The sequence below is a fragment of the Neopusillimonas maritima genome, assembly GCF_003576595.1.
GTDB lineage: Bacteria > Pseudomonadota > Gammaproteobacteria > Burkholderiales > Burkholderiaceae_B > Neopusillimonas > Neopusillimonas maritima.
In genome coordinates this window covers 62,909-83,033 of sequence record NZ_NQOU01000008.1, presented here as the reverse complement: position 1 = coordinate 83,033, position 20,125 = coordinate 62,909, and the positions used below count along the sequence as shown (strand labels likewise).

General features: G+C 53.0%; 18 protein-coding genes. 7 read left to right on the top strand and 11 right to left on the bottom strand.

Going from position 1 to position 20,125, the window contains the following annotated elements; genetic code table 11:
• Positions 1 to 5 precede the first annotated feature (5 nt).
• Genes CJO09_RS14740 through ribBA form a run of 5 tightly spaced genes read right to left on the bottom strand, consistent with a single transcriptional unit; the run spans position 6 to position 3,695 of the window.
• Positions 6 to 521, bottom strand: coding sequence for a phosphatidylglycerophosphatase A family protein (locus tag CJO09_RS14740; protein ID WP_119443040.1), 516 nt, complete (start codon positions 519 to 521; stop codon positions 6 to 8).
• A gap of 11 nt (positions 522 to 532) precedes the next feature.
• Positions 533 to 1,486: a thiamine-phosphate kinase gene (thiL, locus tag CJO09_RS14735; RefSeq protein WP_119443039.1), complete on the bottom strand. Its 954-nt coding sequence runs from the start codon at positions 1,484 to 1,486 to the stop codon at positions 533 to 535.
• Between the two features lie 32 nt (positions 1,487 to 1,518).
• Entirely contained in the window at positions 1,519 to 2,010 is a 492-nt protein-coding gene (gene nusB / locus CJO09_RS14730) for a transcription antitermination factor NusB (protein ID WP_368320304.1), read from the bottom strand.
• Positions 1,997 to 2,521, bottom strand: coding sequence for a 6,7-dimethyl-8-ribityllumazine synthase (ribH, locus tag CJO09_RS14725; RefSeq protein ID WP_114421537.1), 525 nt, complete (start codon positions 2,519 to 2,521; stop codon positions 1,997 to 1,999). The genes nusB and ribH overlap by 14 nt, the downstream gene beginning before the upstream one ends.
• Before the next feature lie 13 nt (positions 2,522 to 2,534).
• The gene (gene ribBA, locus CJO09_RS14720) at positions 2,535 to 3,695 is read right to left on the bottom strand and encodes a bifunctional 3,4-dihydroxy-2-butanone-4-phosphate synthase/GTP cyclohydrolase II (RefSeq protein WP_119443037.1); all 1,161 of its coding nucleotides are present in this window, start codon (positions 3,693 to 3,695) and stop codon (positions 2,535 to 2,537) included.
• A gap of 185 nt (positions 3,696 to 3,880) precedes the next feature.
• Here ribBA and CJO09_RS14715 point away from each other — a divergent pair, with 185 nt between their 5' ends.
• Positions 3,881 to 5,437, top strand: coding sequence for a CYTH and CHAD domain-containing protein (locus tag CJO09_RS14715; protein ID WP_119443036.1), 1,557 nt, complete (start codon positions 3,881 to 3,883; stop codon positions 5,435 to 5,437).
• 19 nt (positions 5,438 to 5,456) lie between these two features.
• On the opposite strand, the gene ftsY is transcribed toward CJO09_RS14715, so the two are convergent.
• On the bottom strand, positions 5,457 to 6,635 hold the full coding sequence (gene ftsY / locus CJO09_RS14710) for a signal recognition particle-docking protein FtsY (protein ID WP_119443035.1): 1,179 nt from the start codon (positions 6,633 to 6,635) through the stop codon (positions 5,457 to 5,459).
• A gap of 83 nt (positions 6,636 to 6,718) precedes the next feature.
• Between ftsY and rsmD the strand changes: the two genes are divergently transcribed.
• The 3 genes from rsmD to CJO09_RS14695 are packed head-to-tail and all read left to right on the top strand — an operon-like array spanning position 6,719 to position 8,137.
• Positions 6,719 to 7,306, top strand: coding sequence for a 16S rRNA (guanine(966)-N(2))-methyltransferase RsmD (gene rsmD / locus CJO09_RS14705; RefSeq protein ID WP_119443034.1), 588 nt, complete (start codon positions 6,719 to 6,721; stop codon positions 7,304 to 7,306).
• 55 nt (positions 7,307 to 7,361) lie between these two features.
• The gene (coaD, locus tag CJO09_RS14700; RefSeq protein WP_114421532.1) at positions 7,362 to 7,865 is read left to right on the top strand and encodes a pantetheine-phosphate adenylyltransferase; all 504 of its coding nucleotides are present in this window, start codon (positions 7,362 to 7,364) and stop codon (positions 7,863 to 7,865) included.
• 11 nt (positions 7,866 to 7,876) lie between these two features.
• A complete protein-coding gene (locus tag CJO09_RS14695; protein ID WP_114421531.1) occupies positions 7,877 to 8,137 on the top strand; it encodes a YfhL family 4Fe-4S dicluster ferredoxin in 261 nt (86 codons plus the stop codon).
• Between the two features lie 29 nt (positions 8,138 to 8,166).
• Here CJO09_RS14695 and CJO09_RS14690 read toward each other — a convergent pair whose 3' ends face one another.
• Positions 8,167 to 8,541 (bottom strand): MOSC N-terminal beta barrel domain-containing protein, encoded by a 375-nt coding sequence (locus tag CJO09_RS14690; protein WP_391523662.1) that lies wholly within the window; start codon positions 8,539 to 8,541, stop codon positions 8,167 to 8,169.
• A 48-nt stretch (positions 8,542 to 8,589) separates the two neighbouring features.
• The gene (locus CJO09_RS14685) at positions 8,590 to 11,205 is read right to left on the bottom strand and encodes an AsmA family protein (RefSeq protein WP_158582762.1); all 2,616 of its coding nucleotides are present in this window, start codon (positions 11,203 to 11,205) and stop codon (positions 8,590 to 8,592) included.
• 293 nt (positions 11,206 to 11,498) lie between these two features.
• On the opposite strand from CJO09_RS14685, the gene CJO09_RS14680 reads away from it, so the two are divergent.
• Complete coding sequence (locus tag CJO09_RS14680) at positions 11,499 to 12,776, top strand: bifunctional O-acetylhomoserine aminocarboxypropyltransferase/cysteine synthase (RefSeq protein ID WP_119443031.1); 1,278 nt, start codon at positions 11,499 to 11,501, stop codon at positions 12,774 to 12,776.
• An 8-nt stretch (positions 12,777 to 12,784) separates the two neighbouring features.
• Here CJO09_RS14680 and CJO09_RS14675 read toward each other — a convergent pair whose 3' ends face one another.
• On the bottom strand, positions 12,785 to 13,705 hold the full coding sequence (locus tag CJO09_RS14675; RefSeq protein ID WP_119443030.1) for a complex I NDUFA9 subunit family protein: 921 nt from the start codon (positions 13,703 to 13,705) through the stop codon (positions 12,785 to 12,787).
• A gap of 41 nt (positions 13,706 to 13,746) precedes the next feature.
• Positions 13,747 to 14,745: an AraC family transcriptional regulator gene (locus tag CJO09_RS14670; RefSeq protein WP_119443029.1), complete on the bottom strand. Its 999-nt coding sequence runs from the start codon at positions 14,743 to 14,745 to the stop codon at positions 13,747 to 13,749.
• A 91-nt stretch (positions 14,746 to 14,836) separates the two neighbouring features.
• Between CJO09_RS14670 and CJO09_RS14665 the strand changes: the two genes are divergently transcribed.
• Positions 14,837 to 15,370, top strand: a complete 534-nt coding sequence (locus CJO09_RS14665; RefSeq protein ID WP_114421525.1) for a 2,4'-dihydroxyacetophenone dioxygenase family protein — start codon at positions 14,837 to 14,839, stop codon at positions 15,368 to 15,370.
• Positions 15,371 to 15,384: 14 nt separating this feature from the next.
• Here the strand turns inward: CJO09_RS14665 and CJO09_RS14660 are convergent, their stop codons facing one another.
• Complete coding sequence (locus tag CJO09_RS14660) at positions 15,385 to 19,050, bottom strand: indolepyruvate ferredoxin oxidoreductase family protein (protein ID WP_119443028.1); 3,666 nt, start codon at positions 19,048 to 19,050, stop codon at positions 15,385 to 15,387.
• 161 nt (positions 19,051 to 19,211) lie between these two features.
• On the opposite strand from CJO09_RS14660, the gene CJO09_RS14655 reads away from it, so the two are divergent.
• Complete coding sequence (locus CJO09_RS14655; protein ID WP_119443027.1) at positions 19,212 to 20,120, top strand: LysR family transcriptional regulator; 909 nt, start codon at positions 19,212 to 19,214, stop codon at positions 20,118 to 20,120.
• The last annotated feature ends 5 nt before the right edge of the window (positions 20,121 to 20,125 follow it).

Sequence of the window (20,125 nt, the reverse complement as noted above, 5' to 3'; positions counted from 1 at the left end):
ATGAACTAAATGACCCCGATCTGAAATAACAATGCCAGCACCAAAAGCGCATACAGCGCGGCCACTATGTCGTCCCACATTACGCCAAACCCGTTCTTCAAACGGGCATCAAACCAACCGATTGGCGGTGGTTTGACAATATCAAATAAGCGGAACAACAAAAAGGCGGCCATTTGCGCAAAGAAGCCCGGCGGCGTAAGCCACAACACCAGCCAGAACGCCACCATTTCATCCCACACCATTCGGCTGTCATCAGGACGTTTGAGCTCTTTGCCGACACGCTGACACGCCCAACACCCATAGATAAACCCAACCAGCAGCAAAAGTGCTACAGCAGCATCATTGAGTCGCGAAAAGGCGGCAAACCAGATAAACCAGGCAAGCAAGGTTCCCCAGGTTCCCGGACCGGGTCGAAGCAACCCACTACCCAGACCCATTACCAGGAAACGATCAGGCTTGCGATAAACCCATGACAAACTAATCGTGCTTTCAGAAGGTGCTTGGGCAGGCCGTTGAGTCATGATCCGTTGTGCTAAAAGTGCTGGTAGCCCATATTGGCGCAGGTAACGCGCCGACCATCCAGCGTTTCCACCAAAAGCCCGCCACCACCCGTGATAGAACCCACGCGAGAAACCTCGGTGTGAAACTGTTGAGCCAGAGTTTCAATGGCGTCGCGGTGTTTTGGAGGGGCTGTAAAACATAACTGATAAACATCACCACCTGATAAAACCGCCTCTTGTACTGTTTCCTCGGATAAGTTGCGAATGGCCGGATCAATGGGCAAGTGATCAAAAATAACATGGGCACCGCACTGGCTGGCCTTAATGATATGGCCGAGGTCTTGCAAAAACCCATCGGATATATCCAAAGCTGCGTGCGCCAAACCCGGCAATTGAGCGGCAAACAAGCATGGTGGGCAGGGCTGCTCAAGCATGGGTCGCGTTTTCGCCAGCAATGAATCATTATGCGGCAGCGCCCCCTGCAATAATTTAAGTGCAATATGAGCAGCGCCGAGCGAACCGGTTACCCATATATCGTCCCCACTTTGAGCCGCACTGCGTAACAACGCGGTTCCCGGCGTAACGTGCCCAAACACAGTGACGCAAATCATAATGCCGTGGTCGGTGCCGGTTGTATCGCCCCCTATCAGGGGGCAATCAAACTCATTGGCCAGACGATAAAAACCTTCGGAAAACTGACTTAGCCAACCCTCATCAACCTCGGGTAATGCAAGCGCCAGCACACAGCCTGAAGGCGTTGCTCCCATTGCGGCAAGATCCGACAAATTAACGGCAAGCGATTTGTGCCCAAGAGTCAGAGGATCCACTTCGGGCAAAAAATGGCGCCCCTCGATCAGTGCATCAGTACTGACCACACACTGCCTGCCAGGCCTTAACGGCAATAACGCACAATCATCTCCGGCCCCCAAATACCCTTCGGGAACCGGCCTGCTGAAATACCGGGCGATTAAATCAAACTCCCCCAACGCCGCTCCATGAAATGTCGGTTTCCAGGCGCTTACCGACGCGCTGCTGCATTGACTTCGACTGCCCTGACATCAGCCGCTACCTTATCGAGTACGCCGTTCACAAACTTGAAACCATCGGTTCCACCAAAAGATTTAGCCAACTCAACTGACTCATTAATAGCAACTTTGTAGGGTACCTCGACATGGTGCACCAGTTCGTAGCTTCCCAGAAGCAAAATGCCGTGCTCTATAGGCGAAAGCTCTTCAACGGAACGATCGAGATAGGGAGCAAAAGCGTTGCGCAAACTTTCCGCCTCTCGCAACACACCATGCAGCAATGTTTTAAACCATAACGCGTCCGCCTCAGGAAAGGTTTCATCATCGCGCAGGTGCGCATCGATCGCCCCAGCCTCTTGCAAGCCTTCGTCGCCCCTAAGCAACCAGGCATAGATACCCTGTAAAGCAAATTCACGCGCGCGACGGCGCGCGCTTCGGTTGTTACGAGGGGCGCTTGCGCCTTTTTCGGATTTACTCGTCGTCAAGGTCTTCGTCCTCTTCCTCGTCGTCTTCCTCATCAAAGTCGTCTTCCGACTCGGGCTCTAAGGCTGCGGCAAGATTCGCCATTTCAACGGCGGCACGCGCGCAATCCTGGCCCTTACCGGTTGCACGAACTTCCGCCTGTTCGTCGGTATCGGTTGTTAGAACACCATTAATGACGGGAATCGCGGTTTCAAGCGCAACACGGGTCATCGCTGCGGCGCTCTCGTTACTGACAAGTTCGAAATGATAGGTTTCACCGCGAATCACCGCCCCCAGCGCGATCAAAGCATCGAACTCGTAAGTTTCAGCCATTTGGGCCAGCGTAAGACCCAGCTCGAGTGCGCCGGGTACGGAAACGACCATGACGTCGCGTTCATCAACGCCCAAAGCCTCAAGCTCACTCAGGCATGCCTCCAGTTCCGCCAAGCCGATATCTTCATTAAATCGGGCGCGAACGATGCCGATGTGCAGGCCTTCCCCATTCAAATCGGGTGTCATAGTGTATGGATTCATGAGAAAAGTCCTTTCAGGGGTGGGTAACAGGGTCGTTATCGTAACCGGTAATGGTCAGGTTAAACCCGGCCATGCTCGGCATTTTTCTGGGCTTGGCCAACAACTTGGCCTTACCGACATTGTGATCACGCAATATCTGTGCGCCAATGCCATAAGTGAGCAAATCAAACCGGTTTTCATCGCGTACTTTTTTCTCGGGTGGCGCAGCGCCCCACGACTCGGTTTGCTTGAAAAACTGCTCAGCCGAGCTGTGGCAATTAAGCAATACCATAACTCCTGATGGTGCGGCCTTGATTTTGCGTAGCGCATCGGCAACCGTCCAGCTATGACCCGCGCCGTCTTCGGCCAGCATATCGACAATGGTTGTGGGTTCGTGCACCCGAACAAGCGTTTCCTGATCGGACTCGATTGTGCCGTGCGACAAGGCCAAATGTGGCGCTCCAAACGCTTTGTCGCGGTAAGCAACCACATTAAACTCGCCCCAGGGGGTTTGCATGACACGGGCCCCGGTTCGCTCAACCATGGATTCGTGCTGACTGCGATACTGGATTAAATCTTCGATAGTACCGATTTTCAAATTATGCTGCTTGGCAAACGCTTGCAAATCGGGCAAACGCGCCATCGTGCCATCGGGTTTAAGAATCTCGCAAATAACAGCGGCTGGTGTTAAGCCCGCCAACGCGGTTAGATCGCAGCCCGCCTCGGTATGGCCGGCACGTACCAACACCCCGCCGCGAACGGCCTGCACCGGAAAAATATGACCGGGCTGAACCACATCGGTGGGCTTGGCGTCGCGCGCCACGGCAACCTGAATGGTGCGGGCACGATCGGCGGCTGAAATGCCGGTCTCAACCCCTTCGGCCGCCTCGATGGACATCGTGAAATTAGTGCCAAACCGCGCACCGTTGCGACTTGCCATAAGAGGCAGATCAAGCTGCCGGCACCGTTCTTCCGTTAAAGTTAAACATACCAGCCCACGCGCGTGTGTGACCATGAAATTAATGGCGTCCGGCGTAACGTAATCGGCTGCCAGGACCAAATCGCCCTCGTTTTCGCGGTCTTCTTCGTCGACCAGGATAACCATGCGGCCGGCGCGCAGCTCGGCAATAATCTCTGCAATGGGTGAAATGCCCGCAAGTTCGTGGGCATGATCAGTGGAAGTGGGTTGCGTCATAAAGGTAAGCTCTTTGAAGTTTCGTCCATTTTAACGCGTGCGGGGCAAGCTGTAGCCGCAACCGGCAGTTTGCCTGAAAAGTGGGATCGAACACGGCCAAACATCAAAAAGTTTGACGCTTGTCATAATATTTCGCGTGCTCACTGCGTATCATAACGGCACCCTTACCCTGAACCGGAATCGCAATGATAGAACGCGAGCTTAAACTGCATGTGCCTGCCCACGCCCGGGCAGACATCATAAAACGCCTTCGCAGTGCCAAAGCACGCAGGATATCCTTGCACGCGCGGTACTACGACACCCCCGAACGCGAGCTTGCCAATTCCGGCATCGCATTACGCATGCGCAAAGAAGGTCGCCGTTGGATGCAAACGGTAAAAGCCCCCGGGCCCGACCCCGTGTCACGCCTTGAACTGAATCATCTCAGGCCCGACGGCAACCTCGATCTGGCGCTTTACGACAATACCTCAATCCAGGCTGCATTAAACACCCTTTCCAGCCCACTTTCATTGCGCTATGAAACAAAAGTGGTTCGCTTGCAATATGAGTACCACGCTGACAACACCACTATTGAAATTGCTTTTGACGAAGGCGCTTTGTTTGCCGGTGAGCTTGAGTTGCCAATTTGCGAAGTCGAATTCGAATTAGTGAAAGGTTCACCAACAACGCTGTTCGAAGTCGCAAAACAATGGACGCTTGACTTCGGTCTGATGCTTGACCCCAGAAGCAAGGCGGAACGGGGTGACACATTGGCAAGCCTTGCGCTATCAGTACAAACCACCGAAACAGGTGAAACCATAGTTACATCGGTGAGTCGGCCGAATAATCATCATTTATTCAAACCTTGCCGGGCCAAACCACCAAAACTAACCAACAAATTAACACCTGCCTCCGCCTACCTGAAGTGCGCCCACGAATGCCTGACCCAGATTGCTCAGAATGCCGCTTACACAGCCGGTATCGACACGGCGCGCGCCAACAGCAGCACACACATGGAGTATGTGCACCAATTGCGCGTTGGTATTCGCCGATTCAAGTCGTGCCAAAAGTTGTTTGGCGAGTGGGCACCGGAACTACCCAAAGACGCGCTGGAAAAAATCAGCAACACATTCAACCAACTGGGCGCCCGACGTGATATCGACGTGGTCAGAACAGTGATCGCCCCTCGGCTGAAATTAGCCGGGATGCCCGACATGCGCATGCCACGCGTTGGTGCAAACCGAACTGCACCGGCTTCCCTTACCAGCAGCCCTTCATTTCAGAACGCGTTACTTGATGTGCTTGAAACACTGGTGATTTTCGGAGACACGCTGCAATTGGAGGCACAATCAGAGAACACCGCCAAAAAACAGGGCGGCAACCCCTTGCCCAAGTACCTGGACGCATGGCTTCGGGCGATTGTGAAAAAGGGTGGAAAATTTACCAGTCTGCCTATCGAAGAACAGCACAATGTGCGCAAAGACGTTAAACGACTGCGCTATTGTCTGGAAATGTGTGCCGGTGTGCTGGATAAAAATCTATTGTCGAAACTACGCCCCGCGCTTGAACAGGCCCAAGAAGACCTGGGAGAGCTTAACGATTACTACACCGCTGAAACGCTATTTCATGATATAGCCCAAAAACAGCCGCAAGCCTGGTTCGCGATCGGTTGGTTAAAAGCCATGCAAACACAAAAACAGAAAGACGCCGAATCGCATTTCAGGTTATTGAAAAAGGCACCTCGCCTGGCCGGCAAAAAATAAAAGACGGAAGCTTTACCGCTTATTCACTACCCAGCAAGGCTGCCGCAAACTCCGACGCGACAAAGGGTTGCAAGTCTTCCAAACCTTCACCGACGCCAATCCAATACACCGGTACCGGCCGCACGCTCTGCGCGCCGGCGGCCACCGCAGCCAGCGTTCCGCCCTTTGCCGTGCCATCGAGTTTGGTCACAACCAACCCGGTAAGGCCGATGGCCGCATCAAAAGCCCGAATTTGCGCAATCGCATTCTGACCCGTGTTGCCATCCACCACCAGCAACACCTCATGAGGCGCTTGCGCATCCGCTTTGCCGATCACGCGTTTGATTTTTTTAAGCTCTTCCATAAGGTGCAATTGAGTCGGTAAGCGACCCGCCGTATCCACCATAACAATGTCGGTGTCGCGTGCGCGCCCTGCGTTCACCGCGTCGAATGCAACTGCCGCCGGATCACCACCGTCTTGCGCAATAACGGTCACATTGTTGCGCTCGCCCCAAGCCATCAGTTGCTCACGCGCAGCCGCGCGAAAGGTATCACCGGCCGCCAACAAGACGCGGTGCCCCTGAAGCTGAAAGTTGTACGCCAACTTCCCAATTGAGGTCGTTTTACCTGCACCATTGACACCCGCGATCATCATGACCAAAGGCTTGTGCCGACCCACTGGAAATGTTTTCTCGAGAGGACGTAAATGCTCAGCCAAAATTTCCTGCAGCGCCGCCTTGACTGCTTGTGCATCCGTAAGCCGCTCTTTTTTAACGCGTGCCCGCAAGGCAGTTAAAAGCGAAGTTGTGGCGTCCATGCCGGCATCCGCCATGATCAAAGCGGTTTCCAACTCTTCAAATAGACTTTCATCCACCTTGACGCCGACGAACAGCCCCCCCAAATTCTGGCCCGTGCGCGACAACCCTTGCCGCAGGCGGGAAAACCAGGACCTTTTCTCAGGCTCGGCCTGAACCGTGGCGACATCCTGCACGGGCGTTTCGTCCGCTGGGGCAGCTTCCACGTCCGGACTGTCAGGCTCCGTCTCAACTGACACTGCCTGCCCGGTTTCAGCAAGATCCTCTTGCGTCGTTTCATCAACCTGCGTTGACGCACCATCTTGCGTCAGCGCAGGTTCTTCTTGAGAAACTTCAAGCTCGTCTTTTACAATTGACGATTCCTGCGCGGCTTCTTTTGATTTACGTTTAAAGAAACTAAACATAAGCTTTACACTATTCCAAGTTGGCGAGCGATTCGCCCGCGGGCAGGCAGCTCACGCCGCCTTTTTCAAGCGCATGAACAACCATGAAAAAACACAATATCCGTATTGTAGGCGGTGTCTACCGACGAACACCAATCCCGGTCATTAACGCGCCGGGCTTGCGCCCGACACCCGACCGCATCCGGGAAACACTGTACAACTGGATAGGCTATTTCTGGGGTAACAATTTCCAAAACAAAAACGTCCTCGACTTGTTCGCAGGCACGGGGGCATTGGGTTTCGAGGCGGCGTCCAGAGGCGCAGCGCATGTTCAAATGGTTGAGGCAAACCCGCAGGCAGTCTCCGCATTGCGCGCACTTAGAACCAAACTAAAGGCGGGCAACGTGCGCGTTTTCCCAGGCGATGCCCTGCACGTACTCGATCGCACGGCTAATCCATTCGACCTGATTCTCCTGGACCCTCCTTTTGGTCAAAATTGGCTTGAGCGGATTTGGACCAAACTGCCAGTGGTCCTGGCTGATAATGGTCTAGTGTATGTTGAGGCGGAAAGTCCTATCGTTCCGCCGCCGAACTTTGAAACGCTGCGCGAAGGGCGCGCCGGGCAAGTGCACTACGCACTACTGACAATTGCTGCACCGCAAGATAACAAATCCCAGGCTGAGTTACACTAGGTACTTAAACTTACTTTCTCTCTCGATTCTGAACTATTTACACGCACAGAACACCATGATTACTGCCGTCTACCCCGGAACATTCGATCCCCTCACCCGAGGTCATGAAGATCTGGTGCGCCGCGCGGCCAGCCTTTTCGATCATCTCGTTGTCGGAATTGCCCACAGCCAGGCCAAAAACCCATTTTTCACCGTAGAAGAACGGGTTGAAATCGCGCAAGAAGTATTGGGGCACTACCCCAATGTGGAAGTTAAAAGCTTCGCCGGGTTGCTCAAGGACTTTGTTCGCGAAGAGAACGCCCGGGTGATCGTGCGCGGCCTCAGGGCGGTGTCGGACTTCGAATATGAATTCCAAATGGCCGGCATGAATCGGCATTTGCTTCCGGAAGTTGAAACACTTTTCATGACACCTTCCGATCAATATCAATTCATCTCCGGAACCATCGTGCGCGAAATCGCGCTTTTGGGCGGCGATGTCAGCAAGTTTGTTTTTCCGTCGGTTGAACGCTGGCTGCACAGCAAGTCTGCCGCCCGGCGCGAAGCTGCTCAGGCCAAATAAACCGATTTAATATGGCACTGTACATTACCCAAGAGTGTATTAACTGCGACGTTTGCGAGCCGCAATGCCCGAACGAAGCAATATACATGGGTGAAGACATTTACGAAATCAACCCGTCGAAATGTACCGAATGCGTCGGACATTTCGAAGAACCGCAGTGCCAGGTTGTTTGCCCCGTTGAATGCATAGAAATTCACCCCGACTGGCAGGAAAGTCGTGAACAGCTTCTTGAGCGTTACGAAGAACTCACATCAACACGCAAACCAGGGTAAAACGCACCTTTAGAAAAACCTGGAGACACTCATAGTGGTTTTTCGTCGGGATGAATTTTCACCAGGCGCCCCTGTACGCCCAGAAAATTACTCACCCAGGCAGCGGCAAGATCGCCTTCATCGACAATTCGAAGACGACGCATGCCGGCGTGAATTTCACCCACAACGCTGTCATCGTCCTCAATAACATCGAGCGGGATATCCATCCGCAACATTCCCTCGCCCTTAAGCACCAAATAGCCAAAACTCAAGCTTAGTTGAATCTCTTTTAACTTTGGCTTCTGTTCTGCATTCAGGGCGTGGCCATCCTGATCAACAACCAACCAACGATGATGATAGGGTTGCGCTTCTGAGTCAGGAAGCGGTTCACATCCGTAAATAGGGCAATAACCGGTTTGCATAATGATGAGTATGAAGATTGACGAGTATTCAAAACTAACGGCAAAGAAACATTAGCGCCCGATTAAGCCCTTCAGCGCTTCGCCTATGTTTTTCACCGGATCATTTGCGGCAGGCTCCGGCGCAGTTGCCGCACCGCCATCAGCAGGCTTCGTCTGCCCTTCAAGTAAACTTTTCAGGCCACTTTCCAGACCTTGCTCAAGCACCCGCTTAATCGCCGCTTCACCGATTCCTTTCCACTCAACACCATAATTCAAGGCATTAAAAGGGCCGTTTACACGCAGCGGTACCGTCACACCCCGTAATTGGGCCAGTTGCTCGGCACCCTGACCACGCAACGTATCAACGACACGCACATTGACAACCAAATCGATGACCTGCTTGCCGACATCAATCGTGGCAGGCTTACCTTGCGTAATACGCAATAACGGCGCCTGTATGGCCAATTTCCTTAAGGTACCGACACCTTCGGCAAAACGTAAATCGGCGTCTAGCGACGTGAAAGTCGTTTCGTCATCGAGGTTCTCCGAAATGCCCAAACTGGGCCCCGTACCACCGGACAAATCTTTTATGGCTTGCGATGCGCGCCCCAGAATCCGGGGTAAATCGATTCCTTTTATTGCACCATCGCGCACCGCTATTTTAGCGTCGCCCGCGAGCGCCGACGGCAACGCCCGCACCGTTTCCCCCTGTGTCGACAAACGCAGCGAAACATTACCCGTCCCGGTGACTCGCTCTTCGCCGGTAATCGCCCGCATAAGCGGGCCCACCGAAACGGAAGACAAATTAAGCTGAGTTGAAAACTCATTGGCTACCGTTGCACCGGCTTTACCAGTGAACGAACCATCATAAAGCTTGCCGGTTAAACGGGTTACATCGAGGCGCCCCTGTTTGGCAAGCACAGCAGCAACCACATCGGATGCTTCAAAACCCCTGCCGGCCAGCCGCCCGATTTTGGCGTTGGCGGTCAGGTTAAGCTCGTTCAGGAATGTCAGATCAATGACTGCCGGCTCTGACGCTTTTGCCGGCTCGCCCTTGGCGGCGCCCTGATTCGCCTGCTCGTTTACAGCCTCATTCGACTGATTTTCCGAGGCGCCGCCCTTGGCGCTTTCTTCTGATTTTGCCACTTGAACAGGCGGGAACAATTTATCAAAATCCAGCTCTTCAGCATTCAGGTCGAGATTGATCACCGGCTTATCAAGCTGATCGACCCGCGTTTTAAGGCTTAGCTGACTTCCGTTCAGCACGGCGTTCATATCGCTCGAAAGGGTGCTTTTAAGAAAGTCGACTGCCAGACTGCCGATAAGGGGGAATTCGAACCCCTGATCTCCCAGCACCGGCGCGTTGATCTGGACATCGCCTTTAATTGCAGTGAGCCCTAACTGTTCGTTAATGGCATTCCAGCGTACCGGTGATGACATATCAACCTGAATCAAACGATCACCCTGCTTTAAATTGCCATCAACTTTAAGCTCTTTCAAATTCAAATCCAGTGCATTTCCGCTCAACCCCGTCATTTCCAACGCGACACCCAAAACCGACTCACCCTCAAGCTTCAGCGTGCCCAGAACAGTTTCACCTTCGGCCTTTTCCGGTGAAATCAACAAGCGGGGAGCATCAAGTTCAATTAGCGCATTACCGTCGGGCATATCGCCGGAGCCCCGAATGGCAAGATCTTGTACTTGCAACTCGCGACGACTGGGGTCGACCCGCAACCTTGGAGCAGTAAGCTCGAGACTTAAAGATTCGACCGGCGTTTGACCGGCAATGCGTCCTTGCATTTCAAAATCAAGATTCCCAGCATTCAGGTGCTGGCTGAAAGCACTGTAAGCCAGGTTGCCACGCAGCGAAGCACTTTCGGCCTGAAATGGATGCACTGACCCAACCATGCGCACATTGATCCGCTGAGCGGAATATTCGCGCTTAACCGGGTCGATGCGTACCGCAGCCTGCCCTTGAATTTGGGCGTCGGTGGCCGGCAGGCTTCCTTGCAGGCGCCCATTTAACGAGACGTCGAATGGTTGATCGAACGTAATACGCCCCGTATTCAGTTGAACCCCAACGATACGAACATCGTAACCATCTTTCGCATCAAAGTAGTGCACCTCACTGTTGCGAAGCTCCAGGCCTGCGATATCAACCTGCAAATCGGTCCGTTCATCGGGTACGCCCGTTACTAAATCCGAAGCTTGGGCTTCCGCGATACCTAAAGGTTTGGCGGGCGGAGCAAGGATTTCAGTTGCTTGTGCCACCGCTGCGTCCGAACCTGTCGCGTGGATCAGGTCTTCGAAATTGAATTCACCTTCGGGAGATCGCTTAAGCCAGGCTTTAAAGCCGTCAAGCGCAATGTGATCGACCACCAATCGATTTGACACCAGTGGCCATATTGCAACCGCAATGCGCGCGTGGTCGATCGAGGCAAACACCAAATCACTGTTCGGTTCTGAAAGCGAGATTTTATTCACGGTAAGACCAAGACGCGGAAATACCGACAACGCAATATCGCCTTCGATATTCAATGTACGCTGATAGCGCTGAAATACCTCATCCTGAACGCGCGCTTTGTATGAGTTGGGGTCGAATGTTAGAAGAAATACAGCAATACCCAGCAGAACCAGGAAAAAGACTGCCACCAACCCAATTAATACACGCTTAATCCAAACTTTCATGAAATGCCTTTGACTCCGGACGCGCCGTGCCATATGTGTTCGCAACTATATGTAATGCTAACTCAAGTGCCAACCCGATTCTGGATTGTTGCAATGGTTTACATAAGGATTACACGCAATTGTGCACAGAACCCGTTTCATATGCAAAACACTTACCCGACCGCAATTATCATATAAAGTTAGAAAATGGTCACGCGCACCTTGAACCAGAATGTTTTGCTATGCTTGAGCACGCTATTCCAATTAAAACAAACCCGACATTCATCTAACACAGTTTTTGCGAGAAACTCATTATGAAACTTGAAACACTTGCCGTTCACGCCGGCTTCAAACCCGATCCCACGACCAAGTCGGTTGCGGTGCCCATTTACCAAACAACTTCTTACGCATTCGATAGCACCCAACATGGTGCCGACCTGTTCGACCTGAAAGTACCCGGCAATATTTATACGCGCATCATGAACCCCACCAACGGGGTACTGGAAGAACGTGTAGCCGCAATGGAAGGCGGCGTGGCAGCCCTTGCGGTGGCGTCTGGAATGGCCGCCATTACCTACGCAATCCAAACGATTGCCCAAGCCGGCGACAATATTGTTTCGGTGAGCAAACTATATGGCGGCACCTACAACCTTTTTGCCCATACCTTTCCACGCCAAGGTATTACCGTTAAATTTGCCCCGCACAACGATGTTGCCGCCCTTGAGGCTTTAATCGACGACAACACCAAAGCCGTATTCTGCGAGACAATCGGCAACCCCGCGGGCAATATTGTTGATATTGAAGCATTAGCCCAAGCCGCGCATCGTCACGGTGTACCGCTTATTGTCGATAACACGGTGGCATCGCCTGCATTGTGCCGCCCCATCGAATACGGCGCCGACATCGTGGTGCACGCGCTCACCAAATACATGGGGGGCCATGGCACCACCATTGCCGGTTGCATTGTCGATTCAGGAAAATTTCCCTGGACGGAGCATAAAAGCCGCTTCCCCATGTTGAACGAGCCCGATCCCTCATATCACGGTGTCGTTTATACAGAAGCATTTGGCCCGGCGGCATTCATCGGTCGCTGCCGTGTCGTTCCCTTGCGTAATACCGGTGCAGCCTTGTCGCCGTTTAACGCGTTCCTGATTCTGCAAGGAATTGAAACCTTGTCACTGCGGATGGAACGGCACAATGAAAATGCACTCAAGGTTGCCAACTTTCTGAAAAATCACCCGCAGGTGTCCTGGGTAAACTACGGCGGCCTGCCGGACCATCCCGAACATGGCCTGGCCGAAAAATACTTTGGTGGTTTACCTGCGAGCATTATGTCGTTCGGCATCAAAGGCGGCCACGCAGCAGGCGCCCGATTTATCGACGCGTTGCAACTTATTCTACGGCTGGTCAATATCGGCGACGCAAAATCGCTGGCATGCCATCCGGCATCAACGACGCACCGTCAGTTAGGACTCGAAGAACTGAAATCCGCCGGTGTTACCGACGACATGGTTCGCTTGTCGATCGGTATTGAACATATCGACGACATTCTTGACGATATCCGCCAGGCGCTTGATGCTGCCAAGGCATAATCCAAAGGCTAACGCCACCGAGCCAGATACCGCGGGGCGACAGCCTCAAGGGGTGTGGGAATCATGTCAAGCGAGGCAGGCATAGGCGTTGCACTTACGTTATCGACCTTCAACGACTCCAGGTTATCGCGCGACATCAAAGGGTCTCCGGGCAGCTTTTCCAATAAGCAAGCCTGGAGACGCCCAACACTGGCAGGTAAACCAATGACGGGCCTTGGATGCCCTCCCCACCGGGCCGCCCGAGCCACCAGTTCTCCCAGGGTATAAACTTCGGGCCCCGCTAAATCATATACTTGACCAAAATGCCGGCTTTGCCCCATCACTGCGGTAATCGCTTTGGCGACATCGCCCACGAAAACCGGCTGCAGGCGCGATTCAGTCCCGGCCATGAACAAAACAGGCATCCAACAGGCCAATTGCGCAAACAGGTTCATGAACCTGTCATCGGGGCCGAAAACGACGGAAGGACGAAATATCGTCCAGTTGCGCATTTGCGAGGCAGCGAAAATGTTCTGAATTCGTGATTCGCCCTCCATTTTGGAGCGCAAATACGCACTGGGCGCATCCGTTGACACCCCCAAGGCACTAATATGAACAAAATGAGCAACCTTGTACCGACAGCACAAGCGGGCCAGCATTTCGGGTAGTTGCACATGCGCCTTGTCGAAATCAGGCCCCCATGGCGTACCGTTACGACTGTGCAGTACACCCACCAGATTCACAACAACATCGGCTTTTTCAACTAAAGGGGCCAGTGTCTCTTCCCGATGAACATCACCTGAATGCAGCGTGACAGTGGGTAGCGGCAAGAGCGCCCTTCCATGAGCGTAGCGACGCGTTGGCACCGAAACAAAATGTCCGTCGGCAACCAGACGGGCGATCAAGTGGCGGCCAATGAAGCCGCTCCCTCCTATTACCAATACTTGCATAATCCCTCTCCGTTTACCACCATAACCCAATCAACCGGCACTCATTTAACGACTAAACACTGTTCACGAAACTGCCGTGGGGAAACACCGTAAAACCGTCGAAACGCCGTGGAAAAGTGCGCTTGAGAGACAAAGCCCGAGCGCCCCGCAATTTCCGCAATAGGCAAGGTTTGGGTCGACGGCATGGTTAGCAGGTCGCGGGCTTTTTCCAAACGCTGTTGCCAAACCGCTTCGGTCAGTGTCGAGCCAAATTGCACGAACAAACGCTCCAATGTGCGAAGCGACATTCCCATAAAAGCGGCCAATTGCTCACGATCAAAACCGGGATTCGCGGCCCTTTCCGAAATAAAAGCTTTCGCGCGCGCATAACGCAGCTGAGCGGTTGAGTCGCGCCCCCGGGAAACCGTTGTGCCCACTGCGCGCCCGATGAGTGATTGAACACTCGCCGCCACACAATTCGCCTGGCTTTGCACTGGTAGCTGAACAAACTTGGTCAGAATGCTCACAAACGACATCATGTCATACCGATCGAGCCGACGATTTTGACCAACCAGCACAGGCCCATGCAATCGCGGCCAGCCTTTGCATTGTGCCGTCTGTAAATCCAAATCGACCAGAATCTGCCGCATTGGCTTTGAGAACCCGAACAAATAAGGCTGATCAGTGGCGTACAGCACCGCGTCTCCAGGCTCAAGCCAAACTTTCTGACCATTTTGCAGAAAATAGCCACGGCCATCGACCAATACACTGGCGAACAAGGCATTTTTAGGCAGACGCCTGACCATTGACGGGCCGCGCTCTATTTCATGCGACGAGCCGCGAATATCGCTTAAACGAACACGGCCCAGGTCGTAGTTGCGCTCATAGGCCTGCAAAGCAACGCCATGCAATTCCCGACAGGTCAAACCGATGAGTTCAACTGCATTATGTTCTTCCCAATATGCGATCCGATGCTCAGGATCAACCTGGTCGGTGGACGCCTCTGTTGTCGGAACATATTGGCCGGATATTTGATCGACCAGCTTGTGCTTCAGTTGCATATAAATTGTCGCCCTGAGAAAAAACAAGCACAGTGTCTTTTTCTAGAATGACTAAGCATAGCACTGGTTTTATTGTTAAAGGAGACATGCCATGAGCGAATCAAAAGGAAATGAATTCTGGCGTTCAATTCCCCCAATCAAAGACGTATTCAAACCCGACGCCAAGCCGGAAGCGTATATTTCGAACGCGGCCACCGACGACATGAAATACTACGTTCCGTTCAGTGAAACTGTCTGTTCCCGGCCGCTATGGATTTCACCATCCGAAAACAAATGGGCCGACATTCTGCGTGCAGATGCTCCTGGAATGGTTAATCGCCATTATCATCCACACGAGGTTTTTGCCTACACCATCTCGGGCAAATGGAGCTATCTTGAACACGACTGGGTGGCGACCGCAGGTGACTTCGTTTACGAAACGCCGGGCGAAGGCCACACACTGGTAGCACACGAACACGAAGACCCGATGCGCGTATTCTTTATCGTTAAAGGGCCACTGATATGGCTGGACGAAGAAGGCAACTCCGAGGGCCACTTCGATGTTCACGACTACATAGCAATGTGTCGTGAACATTACGAAAAAGTGGGTATCGGCGCAGACTACATCAATAGCCTGTTCCGATAACCAAACGCAACAAACTACAGAGAAACCGCCACGGGAATGACTCGTGGCGTCCCGCGCCCCTGTTCTAAATCAGTCAGCAACTCCCCCGCCTTTTTCTTGGTTTGCTCAACGTTCTGCGATTTCACGTGCTCGTAGCCCCGGATACCATCGGGCAATGCGCACAACGCTTTAACCGTTCCCATATTGGTAGCCGACACTTTAGGCAAAACACGGTCAAGCAGCGACTCATACCAGGTAATCAATTCACGCTCTTCACGACGCACCTTCAAGTAACCAAATGGGTCAAGCGGTGAACCGCGCAATGCTTTACCTTTCGCCAAAACAGACAACACAGGGCGAATCCAGGGCCCCATCGCCACTTTGCGGTTCAGCCCAAACCAACGCATGAACGGTGGCTGAAGATTGAATTTCAACCGCACAGGACCGGTGAACATTTCCTGAACGCGAGTTTTAAAGGTTTCCTGCGTCAGCAGACGAGCAACCTCATACTCATCTTTATATGCCATTAATTTGTACAGATTACGCGCCACTGTTTCTGTCAGCGTACCGTCGAATTTATCCTTGGTGGCGCTTTGCTCAAGCTGCAAAACCTGCTGCAAGCGATTAATGTAACGCGCAGCATAACGTTCACTTTGATATTCGATGAGATCGGCCACACGCAATCGAACCAAGGCTTGCAACCGTGCGTTTGTATCACCCAGACCCAGTTGGGCAACCAAACGATCAACCCGGCTATCATCCAAGCCGCGGCGTGCGCGCTCGGCAACTCGGTCGGCATTGATGGTGTAGGGGCGGTGTAGCATTTCCGTCAATTTTTCTGGATCACACTGCGACATACGACCGGCACGGAACGCCAATAGATTCACTTCGATCTGGCGACCATTCATACGAATGGCCGTTTCGATGCTCTTGGCCGAAATCGGTAACAGCCCGGCTTGATAAGCCGCGCCAATAGTGACCATATTTGTCATGACGTAATCGCCGAACAGGCCTTCGGCAATGCGGCGCGCATCAACCACCACAACAGGCTTGCCGTCTGTCGCTTGCGCGATTGTGCCCACCATATCGTCTTTGGGCAGCACAATGCGCGGGTCGCGGATCATATCGGCACTGGGCATGACGTCGGAGTTCACGACCGCCTGAGTTAAGCCGGGCTTGGTACATGCCAGATTGTTCTTATCAACCGCCGCCAGCAGGTCAAGCGCCAGATACAGGTTGGCTTTACCGAAACCCACCCGGTTGGAAATCACCGGGCGACCGGGCGCAGAAATGATCAGGCTGGACAGCACCGCCCCCCACTTCTGGGCAGCCCCAGTCTGGTCGTAACTCTTCACCTCACTGCCATCAAGCGTTGCGGCTTGCGCCAAAATTGCATTTGCCGTGATGACACCGGTTCCGCCCAAACCGGGAACATAGACGTTATAGGGGGTACTGATGGCCGGCAAAACAGGCTCGGGTAATGTGGAGGCATCGATTTCCTGCAAAGGCGGCTTGCGCAAACGCGTTCCTTCGCTGACTTCGACCGTCACAAAGGAAGGGCATTCGCCTTTAATGCAAGCCTGATCCTGATTACAGGAAGATTGATGAATTTGGGTTTTCGCGCCAAACTCGGTGTCGACCTTCTGCAGCGACATGCAATTGGCCACCTGCCCGCAATCCCCGCAGTTTTCGCACACATCTTCGTTCACTACCGTGTATTTAGCGGGTGGCGGCAACTTGCCGCGCTTTTGGCGTCGGCGACGCTCATTGGCGCACTCTCCGTCGTATATCAGTACGGTCGTACCCTCAATTTCCGACAACTCAATTAAGGAGGGTTCAAGATCCGGCACCGTGCGAAGGGAAACTTTCGCGGGCATGGCTTTGCCGTTATAGCGTTCCGGTTCTTTGGCGATAATGACAATCTTTTTAACGCCCTCCAGCGACAGGTGCTGCACGAGGTCGTAAACAGAAGGCGACCCGACAGACTCTTGGCCACCGGTGTTCGCAATGACCCCGTTGAACATGATCTTGAACGTAATGTTCACGCCGGCTGTGACGGCAAACCGAATGTTCATGTAGCTTGAGTGCATCAGCGCGCCATCACCCAGGTTCTGAACAATATGTTTGCGAGAAGTATAAGGAGCCAGCCCAATCCAGGGCAGGCCCTCTCCACCCAATTGCGTCACCGCTTCAATACGTTTATCGGGCCGCTCCATAATGGCCGCAAATACGTGACACCCCGGTGCTCCCCACGCAATTTGACCAGGAGCCAGCTTGGTCGACACGTTATGAGGACAACCGGAACAGAAATTCAAGGTGCGGCGCGGCTGGGCGCCGTAATCGCGCTTCGAAATGTCATCCAGCTCACCCAGACGGCAACCGGACGGTGCTGGTAGGTTGATGTCCTTTGCCAACGCCCTGCTTAGCAAAACAGCCACCATATCGCTGTTCATGCCACCTTCCTGAGGGAACAGGATTTGGCCGTCCTCGTCGAACTTGCCAACAATTCGCATTGGACCAATCTCGCAAACAGCCCGCCCAATTTGCCGTTCAAGGAAGTCGCGTTTCTCTTCCACCACAATCAGTTTTTTCAACCCTCGGGCAAATTCCCGAACAAAATCGTGATCCAAAGGACAGAGCGCACCAATTTTGGCAACACGAACACCGGCGGCCCGCAACCCGTCCTTATCCAGGCCCAGATCTTCAAAAGCCTGCATGGTGTCGGCATAAGACTTCCCTGCCGAAATAACGCCAATGGTGTCGTGATCGCCGGAAACAGTGATGCGATTCAGATTATTCGCTTTGATATAGGCTAAGGCGGCGGCGTGCCGCTCAACATACAACTGGCGTTCGGTTTCAACGTTGAAGACCGGAAAAAACTTATGGTTGGCCACTTTCTTGAATGGCTTGCCATTGATATTGAGTTTGGGCGTTATCACCTTGAACTGATCAGGGCGAAAATGCACCACTTCACCGCCGTCACACAGCGCCCCAACCAACTTCAATGCCACCCAACAACCGCTGTATCGCGATAGTTCGGCAGCATGCAAACCATATTCAAGAAACTCCGAAACGGTAGCTGGGTATAACACCGGCATACCATGATGCTCAAAGGCAAATTCCTGCTGGTACGGCACGCTTGAGCTTTTTGCTTCGTGGTCTTCACCACTTAGAATCACGACGGCCCCGTGTTCGCTGGTGCCGGCGAAATTACCGTGTTTAAGGGCATCGCCCGACCGGTCCACACCTGGTCCTTTTCCGTACCAATAACCGACTACGCCGTCTACATCCGGATGCGGATGCTCATTCAACATTTGCGTACCCATTAAGGTTGACGCAGCCAGTTCTTCGTTCTGTCCGGGTAAGTGTTTGATACCGTACTTATCCAGCATCTTGCGCGCCTGGTTCAGCGCGATATCGTAACCACCCAAAGGAGACCCTGGGAAACCGGTAATGAATGCCCGGTTACTTAAGCCTGCGCGCCGATCGCGTCGCATCTGCTCGATGGGCAATCGAATCAACGCCTGAATACCGCTCAAAAAAACGGCGCCGTTCTCTTGCTCATACCGGTCGTCCAGCGACGGGACGTCTAATTTCCGGCCCGGATCATTGTCATTGCCTGGATGATCCGGCAACAAACCTGCCTTACCCTGATCCAACCACGATTTGGCAACGAGATTCAGTGAACGATATTGAGTCATAGATTAAATTCCCGAACGAACGCAAAGAAACCAGCAAAAACACACCGCAACGCCCAAATAACAGACGTTGGATCAACTTATCAGCGTAGGGTAATATGGCGGAAAAAATAAATCCAATAGATAGTTTATTTTTTACGTATAGAAATGATCTATACTAAATCATGGACGACACACACTCTCTCGACGTTCCGTTGCTTAAAGCCTTTGTGGCCATTTATGAAACCGGCAGCGTCACAGCCGCCGCCGAGCGGCTGACACTCACGCAACCCACAATAAGTTATACGCTGGCCCGCTTGCGCGAGATTCTGAACGACAGGCTTTTTATCCGGGAAGGCCGCACCATGGTACCAACCCGGCGTGCACAGGATTGCTACGAAAAATTCCGTGCCATTTTGCATCAGATTAATGAACTGGTTGATCAGCAACGCGCGTTTAACCCCACACTGTCGTCCCGCCGATTCAGGTTGGCCATGTCGGATATTGGTGCATTGGCGTTTTTACCCCCACTGCTTAAATACATTCAGCACAATGCGCCGGGTATCGAAATCGAAACAATGCAAGCACCGCCGGAAACGCTGCCGGAAGCATTGGCGTTAGGGAAAATCGATGCCGCCGTTGGGAACTTGCCGCTCATCGGCAAACTGACTGAAAGCGCACTGCTATTGAAAGAGGAGTACTGGTGCCTGTTGTCGTCCAGCCATCCCACGATAAAAACGCAATTGAGCCTGGAGACCTACCTGACCGCACGCCACGCCCATGTGTCATCGGAACTAACAGGCCACAAACACCTGGAGTCCATTCTTCGCAACGCCGGCATTGTCAGGAAAATTGCCCTGCAGGTTCAGCAGTTCACGGTGTTGCCGCACTTAATCACATCAACGGATCTTCTGGTTATTGTGCCAGGCACCATTGGGCGCATGTTTGAAGGATATGGCGGCCTTAAGTTACTGCCGCTGCCTTTTGAAGTGCCGCCGTTAGAGGTGCGGGTTCACTGGGATCGCCAGCAGGGGCAAAACGCGCCCCAAACCTGGCTCATTGAAACAATCCGCAAAACGATGAGCAACCTTTAAAACAT